Consider the following 17,883-nt stretch of genomic DNA (forward strand, 5'->3'; position numbering starts at 1 on the left):
ATGTCCGGATACGGCCGCTCCACCCGAACGGCGTAACTCCGGCCCCGGACGGCCCCACCGGGGAACCGCACGCCGCCCTCGTCCGTCCCACCGGTGCCAGGGCAACGAAACACGGAGTCGAAGGAGCGCAGCGGTGACCAGCACGGAGCGGCCCGACGAGAACACAGCCGACAGCGCTGACCGCCCGCGCGGCAGGCGTTCACCGTTCGCCGTCGCCGCGGTGGCGGCGGCGGTCCTGATCGCCGGGGGCGGAGGCGCGTATTTCGCCACGAGCGCCTTCGGCAGCTCCGGCGGCGGAAGCGGTGGCAGCGGCGACAGCAAGGGCGGTGCGGGCGACGGGAACCCGCCGCTGCTCGCCCTCGACGCCCCGGCGGCGGAGTCGGGCGCCACGGGCCCGGGCGCGGGCTCCGGGGACTCCCCGCCGCCGGGTATCGCGCCCGGTGAGCCGGATCCGAGCGGGGTGGTCTACCGCGCCACGGGCGAGCTGCCCGCGGGGCCGGACACCGCCCGCGTCTACCGTACGAGCGGCACGGTCGCCGCGGCCGATGTGGCCCGGCTGGCGAAGGCGTTCGGGATGACGGGCGCGCCCCGGTCGGACGGCACGTCCTGGAAGGTCGGCACGGACAAGGACGGCTCGGGCCCGCTGCTGCGGGTCGCCAAGCAGGCACCGGGGGCGTGGACGTTCGCGGAGTTCGGGGCGGCGCCGGGCGGCGACAACTGCCTCAAGGGCAAGAGCTGCCCGAGCGGTGGCGGCGCGTCCGGCGGCGGTTCCTTCGCGCCGGGCAGTGAGGCCGGGGCGATCGACGAGGCGGCGGCGAAGAAGGCCGCGGCGCCGGTGCTGAAGGCGCTGCGCCAGGACGACGCGGACATCGACGCCAGCCGGCTCATGGGCGCGGTCCGGGTGGTCAACGCGGACCCGGTGATCGGCGGGCTGCCCACGTACGGCTGGTCGACGGCGGTCCAGGTGGACCCCGACGGCCGGGTGACCGGCGGTTACGGGCAGCTCACGACCCCGGAGCGGGGTGACGCCTATCCGGTGATCAGCGCGGCGGAGGCGCTGAAGGAGCTGAACAAGGCGGCGGACGGCACGGGTTCGGGCGCCGGCTCCGGCAGCGGTTCTGGCGCCGGCCGGATCGGCGGGTGCGCGACGCCGGTGCCGCTGGACGAGGGCAGGTCCGGTGCTGACGGCAGGGCGGCCACGGGTGCGGACGTCCCTCCGGCGCTCCCGTGCGCCCCGAAGAGCGGCGCGGCGACCCAGAAGTCCCAGCGGACCCCGGAGTCCGTGGAGATCACCGAGGCGGTCTTCGGGCTCGCGGTGCGCTCGGTGGACGGGCGCGGGGCGCTCGTACCGTCCTGGCTGTTCGAGGTGACACCGGGCGACGGCTCGGCGCCGTACACGGTCACGCACCCCGCAGTGGCGCCGAAGTTCCTGAAGAAGGCGGCGCCGAAGCCCCCGTCCTCGCCCGCGCCCCCGCACAAGGAGCTGCCCGGCGGCCCCGGCGCGGCCGACCCCGGCACGGCCGAGGGACCGCGCGCCACGTCGTACGAGGCGGCCGGGCGGAGCCTGACGCTGCACTTCACGGGCGGTGTGTGCAGCAAGTACGCGGCGACGGCGGACGAGAGCGGTACGGCGGTGAAGGTGAAGCTGGTCGTCACCGACCCCGACCCCGAGCGGGTCTGCATCGCCCTGGCCAAGGAGCAGTCCGTCAAGGTGACGCTGGACAAGCCGCTGGGCGACCGGCAGGTCGTGGACACCACGACGGGCGAGAAGATCGCGCGCCACTGAGGCTCTGAGGAACCGACGCACTCAGACGCGCTCAGACGCTGAGGTCACGTAACGCGAAAGGCGGCGGCGCTCCCCTCACGGGAGCGCCGCCGCCTTTCGTCGTACCGCTGCTGGGGGCGAGTCCTAGCTGAAGGAGTCACCGCAGGCGCAGGAGCCCGTCGCGTTCGGGTTGTCGATCGTGAAGCCCTGCTTCTCGATCGTGTCGACGAAGTCGATCGAGGCGCCGCCCAGGTACGGGGCGCTCATCCGGTCGGTGACGACCTTGACGCCGTCGAAGTCCTTCACGACATCGCCGTCGAGCGAGCGCTCGTCGAAGAACAACTGGTAGCGGAGGCCGGAGCAGCCGCCGGGCTGGACGGCGACGCGGAGGGCGAGGTCGTCCCGGCCTTCCTGGTCCAGCAGTGCCTTGACCTTGCCCGCGGCGGCGTCGGACAGGAGGATGCCGTCGCTCACGGTGGTGGTCTCGTCCGATACGGACATCTGCTTCTCTCCCGGGTTGTACGGACTGCTTGCCGACAGTGCAACCTGCTCGGCCACGGATTCATTCCGGGCGCCGGCACGTGTCTTTCCCTGCCTTCATGCTCGCACACCGGGCGCCGCGCCGGAATGCGTCACATCGACGCTATGGCCATCGTCAACGTGACATGAAGCAGCTATGATAGATAGCGTCAATGAGACGAAAAGGTGCGGCTGCCGAGAAGCATCTGCTGAGAAGAGAGGGTGCGTGACGTGACCACGGCCCAGCCCGTTCAGGATCTCGCCGTCCAGGATCTCGGCGTCCAGCCGACGCCCCTCGCCCTGCTGCTGCTGGGCAGGGAGGCCGACACGCGCAGCGAGCGCGGCGTGGAGTGCCCCGGCGACCTGCCCTCCCCTTCCGACCCCGACCTGGTGGCGCGCGCCCGTGCGGCGAAGGAGAAGCTCGGGGAGAAGGTGTTCATCCTCGGCCACCACTACCAGCGCGACGAGGTCATCCAGTTCGCCGATGTGACCGGCGACTCCTTCAAGCTCGCCAAGGACGCGGCGGCGCGGCCGGCCGCCGAGTACATCGTCTTCTGCGGTGTGCACTTCATGGCCGAGTCCGCGGACATCCTGACGACCGACGACCAGAAGGTCGTCCTGCCGGACCTCGCCGCGGGCTGCTCCATGGCGGACATGGCGACGGCGGAGCAGGTCGCGGAGTGCTGGGACGTGCTGACGGACGCGGGCATAGCCGACCGGGTCGTGCCCGTCTCGTACATGAACTCCTCGGCGGACATCAAGGCGTTCACCGGCAAGCACGGCGGCACGATCTGCACGTCCTCGAACGCCGAGCGCGCCCTGAACTGGGCCTTCGAGCAGGGCGAGCAGGTGCTCTTCCTGCCCGACCAGCACCTGGGGCGGAACACGGCGGTGCGTGACCTGGGGATGTCGCTCGACGACTGCGTCCTCTACAACCCGCACAAGCCGAACGGCGGCCTCACCCGGCAGGAGCTGCGGGACGCCAAGATGATCCTGTGGCGCGGCCACTGCTCGGTGCACGGGCGCTTCTCACTGGACTCCGTACGGGACGTACGGGAGCGGATCCCGGGCGTGAACGTACTGGTGCACCCGGAGTGCAAGCACGAGGTCGTGGCGGCGGCGGACCACGTCGGTTCGACGGAGTACATCATCAAGGCGCTGGAGGCGGCCCCGGCGGGCTCGAAGTGGGCGATCGGTACGGAGCTGAACCTCGTACAGCGCCTGGCGAATCGTTTCGCCCCGGAGGGCAAGGAGATCGTCTTCCTCGACCGTACGGTCTGCTTCTGCTCCACGATGAACCGGATCGACCTGCCGCACCTGGTCTGGACGCTGGAATCGCTGGCCGAGGGCAACGAGGTCAACCGCATCCAGGTCGACCAGGAGACGGCGGACCTCGCGCAGCTCGCGCTGGAGCGGATGCTGGCGCTGCCGTAGCCGGTTCCGAAGGCGCCGTGGGGCGGTGTACAGGAGGGGTCCGATCCTCCCCGTACACCGCCCCTCTGCCTTAGAGTGGCGGTCCCACCGGCCAGGCGTTCCGAGTACGGGGCCATGCCCCCGCTCCGCCGTGGCAGCCGGTTGACCGGAGCACGCGCACCTTGTCGAGGTCCGCCCTGTCACGCTCCACCCCATCCCCTGTTCGTCCCGGTTCTCCTCACCCTTCTTCCCGTTCCGGACAGCAGAGGTCGCCCTACCGTGCCCCGTCACCGGCTCACCGCCGCACTCGTCCTGCTCTGTTTCGTCGGTCCGCTCTCCACCGACATGTATCTGCCCGCCTTTCCCCGGATGGCCGCCGAGCTGCGTACGGACGCCTCCGGCGTGCAGCTCACGCTCACCGCGTTCCTGGTCGGCATGACGCTCGGCCATCTCGTGCTCGGCCCGCTCTCCGACCGTTACGGGCGGCGGATCCCGCTGCTCGCGGGGGCAGCGGTCTGCACCGTGGCCACCGCGCTCTGCGCCCTCTCCCCCGGGCTCGGCCCGCTGATCGCGCTGCGGCTGGCCGCCGGGTTCAGCGGGGCTGCGGGCGTCGTCGTCGGGCGGGCCGTGGTCGCGGACGTCGCGACGGGCGCGGCGGCGGCGCGGCTGCTGGGCGTGCTGATGACGCTGGCGGGCCTCGCGCCCGTCCTCGCCCCGCTCGCGGGCGGCGCGGTGATCGGCGTGGCCGGCTGGCGCGGGGTCTTCTGCGGGCTGGCGGGGGTGTCGCTGCTGGCCCTGGCCGCCGTGGCCGTCGCCGTACCGGAGACCCTGCCGCCGGAGCGGCGCCGTACGGGCGGGCGTGGCGCGTTGCTCCGTACGGTACGGACGGTGGCGGGCGACCGCGCGTACACCGGCTACGCGCTCGCGTTCTCCTTCGCCTTCGGCGCGCTGTTCTGCTACGTCGCCGGGTCCCCGTTCCTGCTCCAGAACGTGCTGGGGCTGAGCGTCGGCGTCTCGTCCGTGGTCTTCTCCGGCGGCGCGGTGGTCATGGCGCTCTCGGGTGCGGTGTCGGCACGGCTGGTGGGCCGGGTCGCTCCGCAACGGCTGCTGCGTCTCGGTCTGTACGCGCTGTGGGCGGCGGCGGTGGCGCTGCTCGCGGTGGCCGGGGCGGGGACGCCGGCGCTCGCCACGTGTCTGCCGCTCGTGACGGTGTTCTGCGGCGGCATGGGTCTGGTGCTCGCCAACGCCGCGTCGCTGGCGGTCGCGCGCGTCCCGGAGGCGGCGGGCACGGGGTCGGCCCTGCTGGGCACGGCGCAGAGCGCGGTGGGCGCGGTGGTGGCGCCGCTGGCGGGGCTGGGCGGGGCGGGGTCGGCGGTGTCGGCGTTCGCGGGGATGGCGGTGTGCGGCGGGGTGGCGGTCCTGGCGGCGCGGCGTGCGGAGCGGGCGGGGACGGGGGCTGACGGATCCGACGAGTCCGACGGATCCGACGGGCCGGCTGGGCAACTGACGCCCCGATCCCCCTGATCCCCGGTCGTTACGGGACGGCGTCCCCTTCGCCCTCGCCGTCGTCGGCCGTCCGGGACATTCCACTCGCACGGGCGATGCCCTCGACCGTCTGTGCGTCGCTGTGGCGCCTGCTCTGCTGGGCCTCCAACTTGTCCCGCATGGCGCGCAGTTTGGCCGGATCGGCGGCCACCTCAGGGGGGACCAGCGACATGGCGCCCTTGGTGTGCTCGCCGTCACCGAGATGAGCGACGACATGGTCGGCCCGGTCCTCGTGACCGGGCTGCATCGCGCCGATCAGGCCCATCAGACTGAGGAACTCCTGCTGGAGCTCCGGCGTGAACAACTCCCGCTCGGGGCCGTCCATCCGCAGCCGTACGGTGCCGCCCCCGGCCTCGGCCCACATCCGGATGATCTCCATGAGCAGCTCGAACTGCTCGCCGGGCATCCGGGCCCGCAGCGACTCCACGTAGAGCGCGTACCGGGCGCGGGCGACCTCGGCCGGGGTCGCCTCACCCGGGTTCTCGAAAGCGTCGGGCATGGCCCCTCCTCGGTGAGGCTCCGTCGGATCCGCCTGCGCCGGGTGGGAGTTGGTGTACCCCCGGTCCCCTTCGACTTCCGACGGTACCGCACGTCGTACGGCGCCAGTACGGAGCGATTCGCGGCCCCCATGGTCGTCGGCCGGGGCCGGTCCGGCCGGTCCTTCCGGAGCACTACGGTTCCACGGCGCTACGGCAGGCGGGCTCCCCGGCTCACGGCGATACGCAGGGTCGTACGCAACGCCTCGATGAGGCAGCCGACCATCCCGCACAGCGCGTCCCGATCGGCATCGGCCGGAATGGGCTCGGGGCCCGCGTCGGAGAGGAGTTGCTCGACGGAGGCGATCAGATCCTCCTCGGCCTCGTCGGCGAGCCGGGACATCCGGCTGTCGGGGCCGGCGGCGCTGAGGTAGCAGGGGGTGCCCTCGGCGGTGGTCCATGGCAGGAGCCGAAGGGGGCTGTGGGGGCCGGCTGTCTGCTGGTGCATCTGGGGGTGGCTCCTGTCTGTCGGGCCGGGCTGGCGCGAACGAACACCGATCGTTACGTTGTGTGCACCCATCGTCACACCGTGACGTATGACCTCAACAGGGGCGTTCCGTCCCAGCGTTGAGCACGGGACGACCGAAAGGTGAAGCAGCATGAAGTTCACGCCGCAGGCCCTGAACCCGTACCTGTCCGCCCGCCACTACTTCGGCGCGGAACAGCGCCGCCACCGGGAGCGCGCAGACCTGTCGCTCGTACAGCTCGCGGACATCCTGAACTCCAGCAAGAGCACGCTCGCGCGCATCGAGACGGCGGAGTTGCTGGCGCCGCCGGATCTGCCGCGCAAGCTGGATGCGGCGTTCGGGACGGGCAACCACTTCCACGGCCTGTACCAACTGGCAAAGCGGGAGGCTCATCCGGACCAGTACCGGCGATATATGGACCTCGACGCGCAGGCGGAGATCATCGAGCAGTACGGGGCTCAAGCCGTACCTGGGCTACTCCAGACCGAGCCATACGCACGCGCGTACATCAAGACCGTTCCGGGAGTACCCCCGGAGAAGGTTGAGGAGCGGGTCGCACTCCGGATGGCCCGGAAGGAACGGCAGCACGCGGACCCTCCTCCGTTCCGCTGGGCGATCGTCGACGAATCGGCGCTCCGGCGACAGGTGGGCGACAAGGAGTGCATGTTCAACCAACTGGCTTCGCTCCTCGCCCAGGTGGATACTCCGGACAGTAAAATTCAGGTGATGCCGTTCAGTGCGGGTCCACACTCGCTGATGGGCGGCTCACTGACGCTGCTGACACTCACCGACGGTTCCACGATGGCCTACGAAGAGGGCATCGACATCGGCCATCTCTACGAGGACCGGGGCGCGGTGAAGGCATGGCGGCTCCAGTACGAGTTGGTGCGCGCCAACGCCCTCTCGCTGACGGAGTCGGCGAAGTTGATCCGGAAAACAATGGAGGAGTACCAGCCATGCGAAACGCCCCCGAGCTGAGCATCGCCCATTGGCGCAAGAGCAGCTACAGCAACCCAAACGGGGGCGAGTGCCTGGAGATCACCGAGGACCTCCCCGGTCTCGTCCCCGTAAGGGACAGCAAGCTCCCCCACAGCCCCATAGTCATCATCCCGGCCCGCTCCTGGACCGCGTTCGTCACCACCCTCAAGGCATAGAAGTCGGCTACCGGGGCGGAAGGGGCTGTCGCAACCGGCGCCCTGGTGACGTGTGCAGAGGATGCGCCCGACCCCCGCCGCGACGGCGGCATCGATCGCGGTGCGGTGCAGGCTCACGGCGCCGGGAAGCAAGACCCCGTCCCAGGAAGGTCCTGGGACGGGGCATGCGGGTATGGCCGTGCCCCGAAGCGTCCCGCTCGCGCGGGGGCTTCGGGGCACTTCAGGCTGGCGGGCCTGGCAGGCCGGACCGATCGTCAGGCGTTCGCCGGCTCCGGGGTCTGCTCCGCGTCCGCGTCCGTCCGGGCGGGCGGGTTCGCGGGCGTGGACCTCTTCGCCGCCTTCTTCTTCGCGCGGCGCTCCTTGCGGAGTTCCACCATCGCGTAGAGCGTCGGCACCAGCAGCAGCGTCAGCAGCGTCGACGACAGCAGGCCGCCGATCACGACCACCGCGAGCGGCTGGCCGATGAAGCCGCCCTCGCCCGTGACGCCGAGCGCCATCGGGATCAGCGCGAAGATCGTCGCCAGTGCCGTCATCAGGATCGGGCGGAGCCGGTGGCGGCCACCCTCGATGACCGCTTCCACGACGCCCAGGCCCTGGGCGCGGTACTGGTTGATCAGGTCGATCAGGACGATCGCGTTGGTCACCACGATGCCGATCAGCATCAGCATGCCGATCATCGCCGGGATGCCCAGCGGCGTACCCGTCACGATCAGCAGCCCGATCGCGCCCGTCGCCGCGAACGGGACGGAGACCAGCAGGATCAGCGGCTGGATCAGCGACCGGAAGGTCGCGACCAGGAGCATGAACACGATCGCGATGGCCGCGAGCATGGCCAGGCCGAGCTGGAGGAACGCGTCGTCCTGGTCCGCCGAGACGCCGCCGATGGTGGCGGTGGCTCCCTCGGGCAGCTTCAGGGCGTCGATCTTCGTCTGGAGCTCGGTGCTGACCGCGCCGGTGTTGTCACCGACGGGCCGTGCGGTGATCGTCGCGGCGCGCGCGCCGTCGATCCGCGTCATGGAGACCGGACCCGGCACCAGTTCGACATCGGCGATCTGGCCGAGCTTCACCGGGCCGAGCGGCAGGTTCTTCAGCTCGGCGATCGTCGTGGCGGGCTTGTCGGAGGTGACGACGACATCGCGCTCGCTGTCGTCCAGCATCGCCGAACCGGACGGGGTGCCGCGTACGGCCTGGCCGACGGCCATACCGAGCGTGGTGTCGTTGAAACCGGCGTCGGCGGCCTTGGAGTTGGCCTTGACCGAGATACGGGGGATGCTCTGCGCCAGGTCGCTCTCGACGTCGGTGACGTCGTCGAGACCGGCGACCGCGTCCCGTACCTGCTCCGCGGCCTTGTCGAGGGTGTCGCCCTCGGACGCCTTGACCACGACGCTCAGGTTCTGGTCGCCGAAGCCACCGCCCGCGCCGATCGTGGTGGTGCCGATGCCGTCGAGCGCGGCGAGCTCCTTCTCCAGGTGCTCCGTGGTCTTCTCGGACGTCGCGGCGTCCTTCAGGGTCACCTGGTACGACGCCTGGTTGGAGCCCGTACCGCCGCCGAAGGCCGCCATGAAGCCGGACGAGCCGACGGTGACCTGGTAGTCCTTGATCTCGTCCGAGTCGGCGAGAACCTTCTCGACCTTCTTCGCGGCCGCGTCGGCCGACTCCAGGCTGGTGCCGGGCGCCAGCTCCTGCTTGATGGAGAGGACTTCCTGCTCGCCCTGGTCGAAGAAGTTGGTCTTGAGCAGCGGCGCCATGCCGAACGTGGCGAGCAGCACGACGACCGCGATGCCCAGGCTCGCGATCCGTCGCCGGGTCGCGAACTGGAGGACCGGGACGTACAGCCGCTGGAGCCTGCTGCTGGTCTCCTTCTCCTCCGCCAGGCGCCGCGCCTCGTCGGGGTCGATCCCGGCGATGGCCTTCGGCGGCTTGAGGAACCAGTACGAGAGCACCGGGACCACGGTGAGCGAGACGATCAGCGAGGCGATCAGGGCCGCGGACACGGTGAGCGAGAACGAGCCGAACAGCTCGCCGACCATGCCGCCCACGAGACCGATCGGCAGGAACACGGCGACGGTGGTGAGCGTGGAGGCGGTGACCGCGCCGGCGACCTCGCGGACGGCGGTGAGGATCGCCTTCTCGCGCTCCTCGCCGTAGCCGAGGTGCCGCTTGATGTTCTCCAGGACGACGATCGAGTCGTCGACGACGCGGCCGATGGCGATGGTCAGCGCGCCGAGGGTGAGCATGTTGAGCGACAGGTCACGCGTCCACAGCACGATCAGCGCGAGGACGATCGACAGCGGGATGGAGACCGCGGTGACGATGGTGGAGCGCAGCGAGGCCAGGAAGACCAGGATCACGAGGACCGCGAAGAGCAGGCCGAGCGCGCCCTCGGTGGTCAGGCCCGAGATGGACTTGGAGACCTCGGGGCCCTGGTCGCTGACGACGGTGAGGGTGGCGCCGGAGCCGAGGTCCTTGCGGAGGTCGGGCAGCTTCTCCTTGACCGCGTCCGAGATGGCGACGGCGCTGCCGTCCTTGTCCATCGTGACGTTGACCGCGAGGCTGGGCTTGCCGTTCGTACGGGTCAGCGCGGTCGCGGCGGACTGGGTCTGCTCGACCTTCGCGATGTCACCGAGGCGTACGGGGGACGAGGGCGCCGTACCCGCACCCGCGCCGCCGGAGCCGCCGGCCGCGGGCGCGATCCGCAGGTCCTCGATCTGCTTGAGGGAGGTGTAGCCGCCGCCGACCTGCACCGTACGGCTCTTGCCGTCCTCGGTGAAGGAGCCGGCGGGCAGGGTCGCGCCGCCCGCCTTGAGCGCCTCGGAGAGCGACATGGCGTTGACGCCGGCCGCGGCGAGCTTCCGGTCGTCGGGCGTGACGGAGACCTGGAGGTCCCTGACGCCGTCGACGGTGACCTGGCCGGTGCCCTCGATGTCCTGGAGGGCCGGGACGACGGAGCGGTCGAGCTGGTCGGCGAGGGCCTGCTGGTCCTTGTCGGAGGTGACGGCGAGGACGACGGTCGGGATGTCGTCCGTCGAGCCGGCGATGACCTGCGGGTCGACGGTGGTCGGGAGCTGCGCCCTGGCGCGGTTCACGGCCTGCTGGACATCGGCGACGAGCTGCTTCGTACCGCTGTCACCGAAGTCGAAGCTCGCCATGACGAGGGCGTTGCCCTCGCTGGCGGTGGAGGTGACGGTCTTGATCCCGTCGACGGTCTTGATGGAGTTCTCAAGCGGTTCGACGACCTGCTTCTCGACCACATCGGGGGAGGCGCCCTGGTAGGGGGCGAGCACCGAGACCATCGGGAGTTCGATGGAGGGCAGCAGTTGCTGCTTGAGCTGCGGTATCGCGATCGCCCCGAAGAGCAGCGCGACGATAGACATCAGCCCTATCAGGGCCCTTTGCGCGAGGCTGAATTTTGCCAGCCAGGACATGGGGTCTCTCTTCTGTGGTGTACGCGGCAGGCGGGCGGTGCGGCCCGGGCGCGGAGGTACGGCCTACGCCTGCGCCTCCGACGGAGGACGGCAACGGCCCCTCTCCATACGATCAACCATTCGAGAGCCGGATCCGTCGCCCCAAGGTGCCTTTCCTTATGCGCCGCATACCGCGCTTGGAGTAGCGGATGGGGCGTCCTACTCCACCCTTGGACGTACGAGGCCCGATTCGTAGGCAATTACGACGAGTTGGGCCCGGTCCCGGGCGCCAAGTTTTGCCATGGCCCGGTTCACATGGGTCTTGACAGTCAGCGGACTGACTTCGAGACGCTCCCCGATCTCGTCGTTGGAGTGGCCCGCGGCGACGAGTACGAGCACCTCGCGCTCGCGCACCGTGAGCGCCGCCAGGCGTTCGCTGTGGCGGGCCACCGTGTCCTGGCCCTCCGGCCGTCCCGCGCTCTGCGCGAGGAAGGTGGCGATCAGGCCCTTGGTCGCGGCGGGCGACAGCAGGGCGTCGCCCGCGGCGGCGATCCGGATGGCGTTGAGCAGTTCGTCGGGCTCGGCGCCCTTGCCGAGGAAGCCGGAGGCCCCGGCGCGCAGCGACTGCACCACGTACTCGTCGACCTCGAAGGTGGTCAGCATGACGACGTGCACCCCGGCCAGCTCCAGGTCGGCGCTGATCGTACGGGTGGCGGCGAGGCCGTCCGTACCGGGCATCCGGATGTCCATGAGGACGACGTCGGGGCGCAGGGCGCGGGTGAGGGCGACGGCCTCCGCTCCGTCGGCGGCCTCGCCGACGACCTCCATGTCGGGCTCGGAGTCGACCAGCACGCGGAACGCGCTGCGCAGCAGCGCCTGGTCGTCGGCGAGCAGCACCCGGATCGTCACGTGTTCTCCCCCGTACGGTTCATGACCGGCAGTATCGCCTGGATGCGGAAGCCGCCGCCGTAGCGGGGTCCCGCGGTGAGGGTGCCGCCGAGCGCGGTGACGCGCTCGCGCATGCCGACGAGGCCGTGGCCGCCGCTGTGGGTGTCCGCCGCCTGAGGATCGCCGGCGGCGGTGGGACCGGTGCCGTTGTCCAGGACGGTGATCTCCACGGTGGGCCCCACCCGTACGACGCTGACCTCGGCCTTCGCTCCCCCGCCCGCGTGCTTGCGCACATTGGTCAGGGCCTCCTGGATGATCCGGTACGCGACGAGGTCGACGGCCGCGGGCAGCTCGCGCCCGGGGGCCACCGCGCCGTTCGCCGCGAACTCCACGGGCAGGCCCGCGTTCCGGAACGTGTCGAGCAGCCCGTCGAGCTGGGCGAGCCCCGGCGCCGGTTCGGTGGGCGCCGCCGGGTCGCCGGACTGTCTGAGCAGGCCGACGGTGGCGCGCAGCTCGTTGAGCGCGGAGCGGCTGGCTTCCCGTACGTGTGCGAGGGCTTCCTTGGCCTGGTCGGGCCGCTTGTCCATGACGTGCGAGGCGACGCCCGCCTGCACGTTGACCAGCGCGATGTGGTGGGCGACGACATCGTGCAGGTCACGGGCGATCCGCAGCCGCTCCTCGGCGACCCGGCGGCGGGCCTCCTCCTCCCGGGTGCGTTCCGCGCGCTCGGCGCGCTCCCGGATGGCGTCAACGAAGGCCCGGCGGCTCCGTACAGCGTCGCCCGCGGCGCCCGCCATCCCCGTCCAGGCGAGGACCCCAAAGTTCTCCTGCGAGTACCAGGGCCCGTCGCCGAGCCCCATCGCCACCGCCGCGAGCACACTCATGGTGGCGAACCCGACCCGCCAGGTGGTGGGCCGGTCGGTGCGGGCGGCGACGGTGTAGAGCGCCAGCACGGCGCACATGAAGACCGGGGCGGGCGGCCGCATCGTGATCAGCTCGATCATGGTCAGCAGGCCGGCGCCCAGCAGGACGAGCATGGGCGCACGGCGCCGGAAGACCAGCATGCCGGCACCGAGCACCACGAGCACGAGACTGAGGGTGGTCGGGGTACGCGCGTCGAAGGAGGGAACGCCGTCCCCACGGTGCGGCTCGGCGAACGAACCGATGCCCATGCAGACCAGGGCGCCCACGGCGAGCACACCGTCGGCGGCGAGCGGATGGCCACGGGCCCAGCGCCGCGCGCGGACGAACGCACTACCGAGGGGATTCACCCCGCCCACGGTACGGTGCGATCCGATCGTCGCGGTGCCACGTCCTCGGCCAGCTCCTCGCCAAGCCGGCGAGTGAGCCGAAGGGCGCGCCGCTGTCGTAAGGGAGAGCGCGCGCAGGTTCGTGAGGAACGAACGAACCGAGCACGGTCGACCGTCGACAGTGCCCGCGGCCGGAGGCCGCTGATGAGTACAGCAAGCGCCCCGGAGGCGAACCGAGCCCTCAAGAAGAGGTAGAAATCAGGCCGTCGTCGTTCAGGAGGGCCCGGACTTCCTCCAGCGTGGCGTCCGGGGACGGCAGGATCAGTTCGGAGGGCTCCAGCGCGTCGGCGGGCAGTGGTTCGCCCAGTTCGCGCACCTTGGCCAGGAGCGCGTGGAAGGTGCGGCGGAAGCCGTCCTCGTCACTGCTCCTGACCTCGGCCAGCAGTTCGTCGTCCAGCTTGTCGAGCTCGGCGAAGTGGCTGTCCGCCAGCTTCACCTGGCCCTCCCCCATGATCCGTACGATCATGACGAATCCCTACTGCTTGTCGAATTTGTGCTGACTGGGAGGGGCGTCCTGGGGGTCGGTCGCGCCGCCCTCGATCGCCTGCTTCTGGGTCGAGCCGCCGGCCAGTTCGGCCTTCATGCGCTGCAGCTCCAGCTCGACGTCGGATCCGCCGGAGATGCGGTCCAGTTCCGTCGCGATGTCGTCCTTGGCGAGCCCGGAGTGGTCGTCGAGGGCGCCGGAGGCCAGCAGCTCGTCGATGGCGCCCGCGCGCGCCTGGAGCTGGGCGGTCTTGTCCTCGGCACGCTGGATCGCCATGCCGACGTCGCCCATCTCCTCGGAGATGCCGGAGAACGCCTCGCCGATCCGGGTCTGTGCCTGGGCGGCGGTGTAGGTGGCCTTGATCGTCTCCTTCTTCGTACGGAAGGCATCGACCTTGGCCTGGAGGCGCTGTGCGGCGAGGGTCAGCTTCTCCTCCTCGCCCTGCAAGGTCTGGTGCTGCGTCTCCAGGTCGGTGACCTGCTGCTGGAGCGAGGCGCGGCGGGACAGGGCCTCGCGGGCCAGGTCCTCCCGGCCGAGCGCCAGCGCCTTGCGGCCCTGGTCCTCCAGCTTGCTCGACTGGCCTTGCAACTGGTTGAGCTGCAGTTCCAGCCGCTTGCGGGACGTCGCGACGTCGGCGACGCCGCGGCGTACCTTCTGCAGCAGTTCGAGCTGCTTCTGATACGAGTAGTCGAGGGTCTCGCGCGGATCCTCGGCCCGGTCAAGGGCCTTGTTGGCTTTCGCGCGGAAGATCATCCCCATACGCTTCATGACACCGCTCATGGGCTTCGCGCGCCCCCTTCTGACGGACTACAGCTCCAGCACTCCAACAGAACCCACAGTACGGGCCCTGCCTCTATTACCGCACTGTTCCAGCTCGGATGCGCTCCTCCCCAAGGACGACTGCTCCGCCCCGCCGTCAGGCGCAAGGAGTAGATGACCATCAGGGAAAGCGGCGCAAAGTCGGGTCTGTCCCGGTACAGACGCACGCTGTTGCGGGATCGTTCCCCACCGGGGTGGGGTCCAACCGCGACACCCCGTACCCTTGGGCTTTGTGTTCCGAAGCCGCTCGAAGGAAGAGAAGGCCACCGCCACCAAGGTGACGGCGGACCTCTCCACGCCCCGCGACCCGCAGGCCCCGAAGGGCCGCCCGACTCCCAAGCGCAGTGAGGCACAGACGCAGCGTCGTCGTGCCGCCACCACGCCGACCGACCGCAAGTCGGCCATGAAGCAGCAGCGCGAGGCGCGCCGCGTGGATCTGGCCCGGCAGCGGGAGGCTCTGGCCAACGGTGACGAGCGCTATCTGCCGGTCCGTGACAAGGGGCCGGTGCGCCGCTTCGTCCGTGACTACGTCGACTCGCGCTTCTGTGTCGCCGAGTTCTTCCTGCCGCTCGCGGTGGTGATCCTCGTGCTGTCCATGGTCCGGGTCGGCTCGCTCCAGAACATCGCGCTGCTGTTGTGGCTCGGTGTGATCGTGATGATCGTCGTCGACTCGATCGGCATCTGGCTGCGGCTGAAGAAGCAGCTCGCCGAGCGCTTCCCCGACACCCCCAAGCGCGGTGCGGTGGCCTACGGCCTGATGCGTACGCTCCAGATGCGCCGGCTGCGGCTGCCGAAGCCGCAGGTCAAGCGCGGAGAGCGGCCCTGAGCGCTGAGGTCTCCGGCTTCGCGGGAGGCTCGGCGAGCTGGCTCGCCGGGCTCGGAGGGCTACGGAACGTGGTCCGCCAGGAGCTGGTCGCACGCCAGCTCGACGAGCAGATAGCCGGGCGCTTCCCGGTCGGGCGGCGGCTGCGGGTGCTGGACGTCGGCATGGGCCAGGGCACGCAGGCCCTGCGGCTGGCGCGCGCCGGGCACGCCGTGACGGGCCTGGAGTCCGACGCCGGGATGCTGGCGACGGCGCGCGAGGCGCTGGCCACGGAGCCCGCGGGGATACGTGAGCGGGTCAGGCTGATCGAGGGCGACGGCCTGGAGACCGGGGTGCACTTCCTGCCCGGCAGCTTCGACCTCGTCCTGTGCCACGGCGTGCTGATGTACGTGAACGAGCCGGACGCGCTGCTCGCGGGGCTGGCCAGGGTGCTGGCGCCGGGCGGTCTGCTGTCGCTGCTGGTACGGAACGGGAACAGCCTGGCCGTGCGGCCGGGCGTGGCCGGGGACTGGGCGGGGGCGCTCGACGCCTTCGACGCGGACACGTACACGAACCGGCTGGGTCTGCGCGTACGGGCGGACCGGCTGGAGGCGCTGACGGCGACGCTGGCGGGGATCGCCGCGCCGCTGCACGTCTGGTACGGCGTACGGGTCTTCACGGACGGGGCGGCCGACGACGCGCTGCCGCCCGCCGGTGACGCGCTGGAGCGGCTGCTGGCGGCGGAGGACCGGGCGGGGCGCACGGATCCGTACCGCGGGGTCGCGGCGCTGCTGCACCTGTGCGGCGTACGCGGCTGAGGGAACGCCGGATGATCGGGGGCGCGGTCCGCTCAGGTGATCGGGCCGTGACCGCGTCCTCACCGGGGTGAGCACTGTGAGCACGAGCGCTGCGAGCCCCGAGAGCGGCGCCGAGAAGGACAAGAAGATCAAGAGCGACAGAGCCGAGACGCCCCCGCTGCCCGCCCGGGAGACCTGGGTGGCCCTCTACCGGCACTTCCGGCCGCACCGCAGGACCGTCGCCCTCGGCGCGTTCCTCGCGCTGCTGGGCGCGGCGAGCGGGCTGGCGCAGCCGCTCGCGGCGCGGGAGCTGGTGGACCGGCTCGGCGGTGACTCCTCGATCACCGGGATCCTGCTGATCCTGACGGCCCTGGTGGTGTTCGGGACGGCGATCGAGGCGGTGGGCTCGTACCTCCTGGAGCGGACCGCCGAGTCCGTCGTGCTGGCCGCCCGCCGCACCCTGATAGGGCGGCTGCTGCGGCTGCGGCTCCCGGAGGTGGAGCGGACCCAGCCGGGCGATCTGATGTCCCGGATCACCTCGGACACGACGCTGCTGCGGGCGGTGACCACGCAGTCGATCGTCTCGGCCGCCACCGGCGGGCTGGCGTTCGTGGCGACGATCGCGCTGATGGGCTGGCTGGACCCGGTGCTGCTCGGGGTCACGCTGGGGGTGATCGTGGTGATCGGCGGCGCCGTGGCGCTGGTGATGCCGCGGATCTCGCGGGCGACGAAGCGCTCGCAGGAGGCCGTCGGCCATATCTCGACAGTGCTGGAGCGGGCCTTCGGGGCGTTCCGCACGGTCAAGGCGTCGGGCGCGGAGGAGCGGGAGACCGCCGTGGTGGCGGCGGCGGCCCAGGAGGCGTGGCGTCACGGGGTCAGCGCGGCGAAGTGGCAGTCGGTGGCCGGGTCCTCGGTCGGTCTCGCCGTGCAGGTGTCGTTCCTGGCGGTGCTGGGGATCGGCGGGGCGCGGGTGGCCTCGGGGGCCATCTCCGTATCGACGCTGGTGGCGTTCCTGCTCTTCCTGTTCTATCTGATCGACCCGGTGTCGAAGCTGGTGGGGGCGGTGACGCAGTACCAGGTGGGGTCGGCGGCGGTGGCGCGGATCGTGGAGGCGGAACGGCTCGGCACGGAGACGCTGGAGCCTTCCACCGCGGCCGTACCCGTGGAGGCCGCGGGTCCCGCCTCCGTGGTCTTCGAGGACGTCACCTTCCGGTACCGCGAGGACCTTCCGTATGTCCATCACGGGGTCTCCTTCGAGGTGCCGGGACCGGGGATGACCGCCTTCGTCGGCCCGTCCGGCGCGGGCAAGACGACCGTCTTCGGGATGATCGAGCGGTTCTACGAGGCGACCGGCGGCCGGGTGCTGGTGGACGGCAGGGACGTACGGGAGTGGTCGCTGCCCGAGCTGCGCGCCACGATCGGCTACGTGGAGCAGGACGCGCCCGTGCTGGCCGGGACGCTCCGCGAGAACCTGGTCTTCGCCGCGCCCGACGCCTCCGAGGAGCGCATCCGGGAGGTTCTCGTACGGGCCAGGCTGGACGGGCTCGTCGACCGGCTGCCGGAGGGGCTGGAGACGCTGGTCGGCCACCGCGGCTCGAAGCTGTCGGGCGGTGAGCGGCAGCGTGTGGCCATCGCGCGGGCGCTGCTGCGCCGGCCGCGGCTGCTGCTCCTGGACGAGGCGACGTCGCAGCTCGACGCGGTCAACGAGCTGGCGCTGCGCGATGTGGTGGCGGAGGCGGCGCGGGAGGTGACGGTGCTGGTGGTGGCGCACCGGCTGTCGACGGTGACGCTCGCGGACCGGATCGTGGTGATGGACGCGGGCCGGGTGCGCGCGGTGGGCACGCACGAGGAGCTGGTGGCGAGGGATCCGCTGTACGGGGAGCTGGCGGCGACGCAGTTCCTGGCGGCGGCGCGCTGATCCCGCGGCACGCAGGCCATGGACGCGTAGCGCGTCGGACAGCGAGCCGAACAGGCGGACAA

Annotated in this window: 16 protein-coding genes; 8 read left to right on the forward strand and 8 right to left on the reverse strand. The window is 71.2% G+C overall.

The window, feature by feature from the left end; translation table 11 throughout:
• Positions 1-133 precede the first annotated feature (133 nt).
• Positions 134-1,786: a hypothetical protein gene (locus ACIO3P_RS02120; RefSeq protein ID WP_329825969.1), complete on the forward strand. Its 1,653-nt coding sequence runs from the start codon at positions 134-136 to the stop codon at positions 1,784-1,786.
• Positions 1,787-1,909: 123 nt separating this feature from the next.
• Here ACIO3P_RS02120 and ACIO3P_RS02125 read toward each other — a convergent pair whose 3' ends face one another.
• Positions 1,910-2,266: an iron-sulfur cluster assembly accessory protein gene (locus ACIO3P_RS02125; RefSeq protein WP_329826308.1), complete on the reverse strand. Its 357-nt coding sequence runs from the start codon at positions 2,264-2,266 to the stop codon at positions 1,910-1,912.
• 249 nt (positions 2,267-2,515) lie between these two features.
• Between ACIO3P_RS02125 and nadA the strand changes: the two genes are divergently transcribed.
• Entirely contained in the window at positions 2,516-3,718 is a 1,203-nt protein-coding gene (gene nadA, locus ACIO3P_RS02130; protein ID WP_401788119.1) for a quinolinate synthase NadA, read from the forward strand.
• A 258-nt stretch (positions 3,719-3,976) separates the two neighbouring features.
• Complete coding sequence (locus ACIO3P_RS02135) at positions 3,977-5,221, forward strand: multidrug effflux MFS transporter (RefSeq protein WP_401850415.1); 1,245 nt, start codon at positions 3,977-3,979, stop codon at positions 5,219-5,221.
• A gap of 10 nt (positions 5,222-5,231) precedes the next feature.
• Here ACIO3P_RS02135 and ACIO3P_RS02140 read toward each other — a convergent pair whose 3' ends face one another.
• Positions 5,232-5,741 carry a hypothetical protein gene (locus tag ACIO3P_RS02140; protein WP_329825966.1) on the reverse strand — a complete coding sequence of 170 codons (510 nt, stop codon included), beginning with the start codon at positions 5,739-5,741 and terminating at the stop codon, positions 5,232-5,234.
• Between the two features lie 188 nt (positions 5,742-5,929).
• The gene (locus tag ACIO3P_RS02145) at positions 5,930-6,226 is read right to left on the reverse strand and encodes a hypothetical protein (protein ID WP_329825965.1); all 297 of its coding nucleotides are present in this window, start codon (positions 6,224-6,226) and stop codon (positions 5,930-5,932) included.
• A gap of 151 nt (positions 6,227-6,377) precedes the next feature.
• On the opposite strand from ACIO3P_RS02145, the gene ACIO3P_RS02150 reads away from it, so the two are divergent.
• Positions 6,378-7,223: a Scr1 family TA system antitoxin-like transcriptional regulator gene (locus tag ACIO3P_RS02150; RefSeq protein WP_401850416.1), complete on the forward strand. Its 846-nt coding sequence runs from the start codon at positions 6,378-6,380 to the stop codon at positions 7,221-7,223.
• Entirely contained in the window at positions 7,202-7,399 is a 198-nt protein-coding gene (locus ACIO3P_RS02155; protein WP_329825963.1) for a DUF397 domain-containing protein, read from the forward strand. Before ACIO3P_RS02150 ends, ACIO3P_RS02155 begins: the two co-directional genes overlap by 22 nt.
• A gap of 254 nt (positions 7,400-7,653) precedes the next feature.
• On the opposite strand, the gene ACIO3P_RS02160 is transcribed toward ACIO3P_RS02155, so the two are convergent.
• The 5 genes from ACIO3P_RS02160 to ACIO3P_RS02180 all read right to left on the reverse strand — a co-directional run bounded on the left by ACIO3P_RS02160 (position 7,654) and on the right by ACIO3P_RS02180 (position 14,253).
• Positions 7,654-10,824, reverse strand: coding sequence for an efflux RND transporter permease subunit (locus tag ACIO3P_RS02160; protein WP_401850418.1), 3,171 nt, complete (start codon positions 10,822-10,824; stop codon positions 7,654-7,656).
• Positions 10,825-11,022: 198 nt separating this feature from the next.
• A complete protein-coding gene (locus tag ACIO3P_RS02165; RefSeq protein ID WP_329825961.1) occupies positions 11,023-11,712 on the reverse strand; it encodes a response regulator transcription factor in 690 nt (229 codons plus the stop codon).
• A complete protein-coding gene (locus ACIO3P_RS02170; RefSeq protein ID WP_329825960.1) occupies positions 11,709-12,962 on the reverse strand; it encodes a histidine kinase in 1,254 nt (417 codons plus the stop codon). The genes ACIO3P_RS02165 and ACIO3P_RS02170 overlap by 4 nt, the downstream gene beginning before the upstream one ends.
• A gap of 220 nt (positions 12,963-13,182) precedes the next feature.
• A complete protein-coding gene (locus ACIO3P_RS02175; RefSeq protein ID WP_401850420.1) occupies positions 13,183-13,467 on the reverse strand; it encodes a hypothetical protein in 285 nt (94 codons plus the stop codon).
• A 9-nt stretch (positions 13,468-13,476) separates the two neighbouring features.
• Entirely contained in the window at positions 13,477-14,253 is a 777-nt protein-coding gene (locus ACIO3P_RS02180; RefSeq protein WP_329825958.1) for a PspA/IM30 family protein, read from the reverse strand.
• A gap of 283 nt (positions 14,254-14,536) precedes the next feature.
• On the opposite strand from ACIO3P_RS02180, the gene ACIO3P_RS02185 reads away from it, so the two are divergent.
• The 3 genes from ACIO3P_RS02185 (at position 14,537) to ACIO3P_RS02195 (ending at position 17,821) form a co-directional block, all read left to right on the forward strand.
• Entirely contained in the window at positions 14,537-15,130 is a 594-nt protein-coding gene (locus ACIO3P_RS02185) for a DUF3043 domain-containing protein (RefSeq protein ID WP_329825957.1), read from the forward strand.
• A gap of 68 nt (positions 15,131-15,198) precedes the next feature.
• On the forward strand, positions 15,199-15,924 hold the full coding sequence (locus ACIO3P_RS02190) for a methyltransferase domain-containing protein (RefSeq protein ID WP_329825956.1): 726 nt from the start codon (positions 15,199-15,201) through the stop codon (positions 15,922-15,924).
• Between the two features lie 127 nt (positions 15,925-16,051).
• Complete coding sequence (locus ACIO3P_RS02195) at positions 16,052-17,821, forward strand: ABC transporter ATP-binding protein (RefSeq protein ID WP_401850858.1); 1,770 nt, start codon at positions 16,052-16,054, stop codon at positions 17,819-17,821.
• Positions 17,822-17,883: the final 62 nt, after the last annotated feature.

The sequence above is a fragment of the Streptomyces sp. NPDC087310 genome (assembly GCF_044744405.1).
GTDB lineage: Bacteria > Actinomycetota > Actinomycetes > Streptomycetales > Streptomycetaceae > Streptomyces.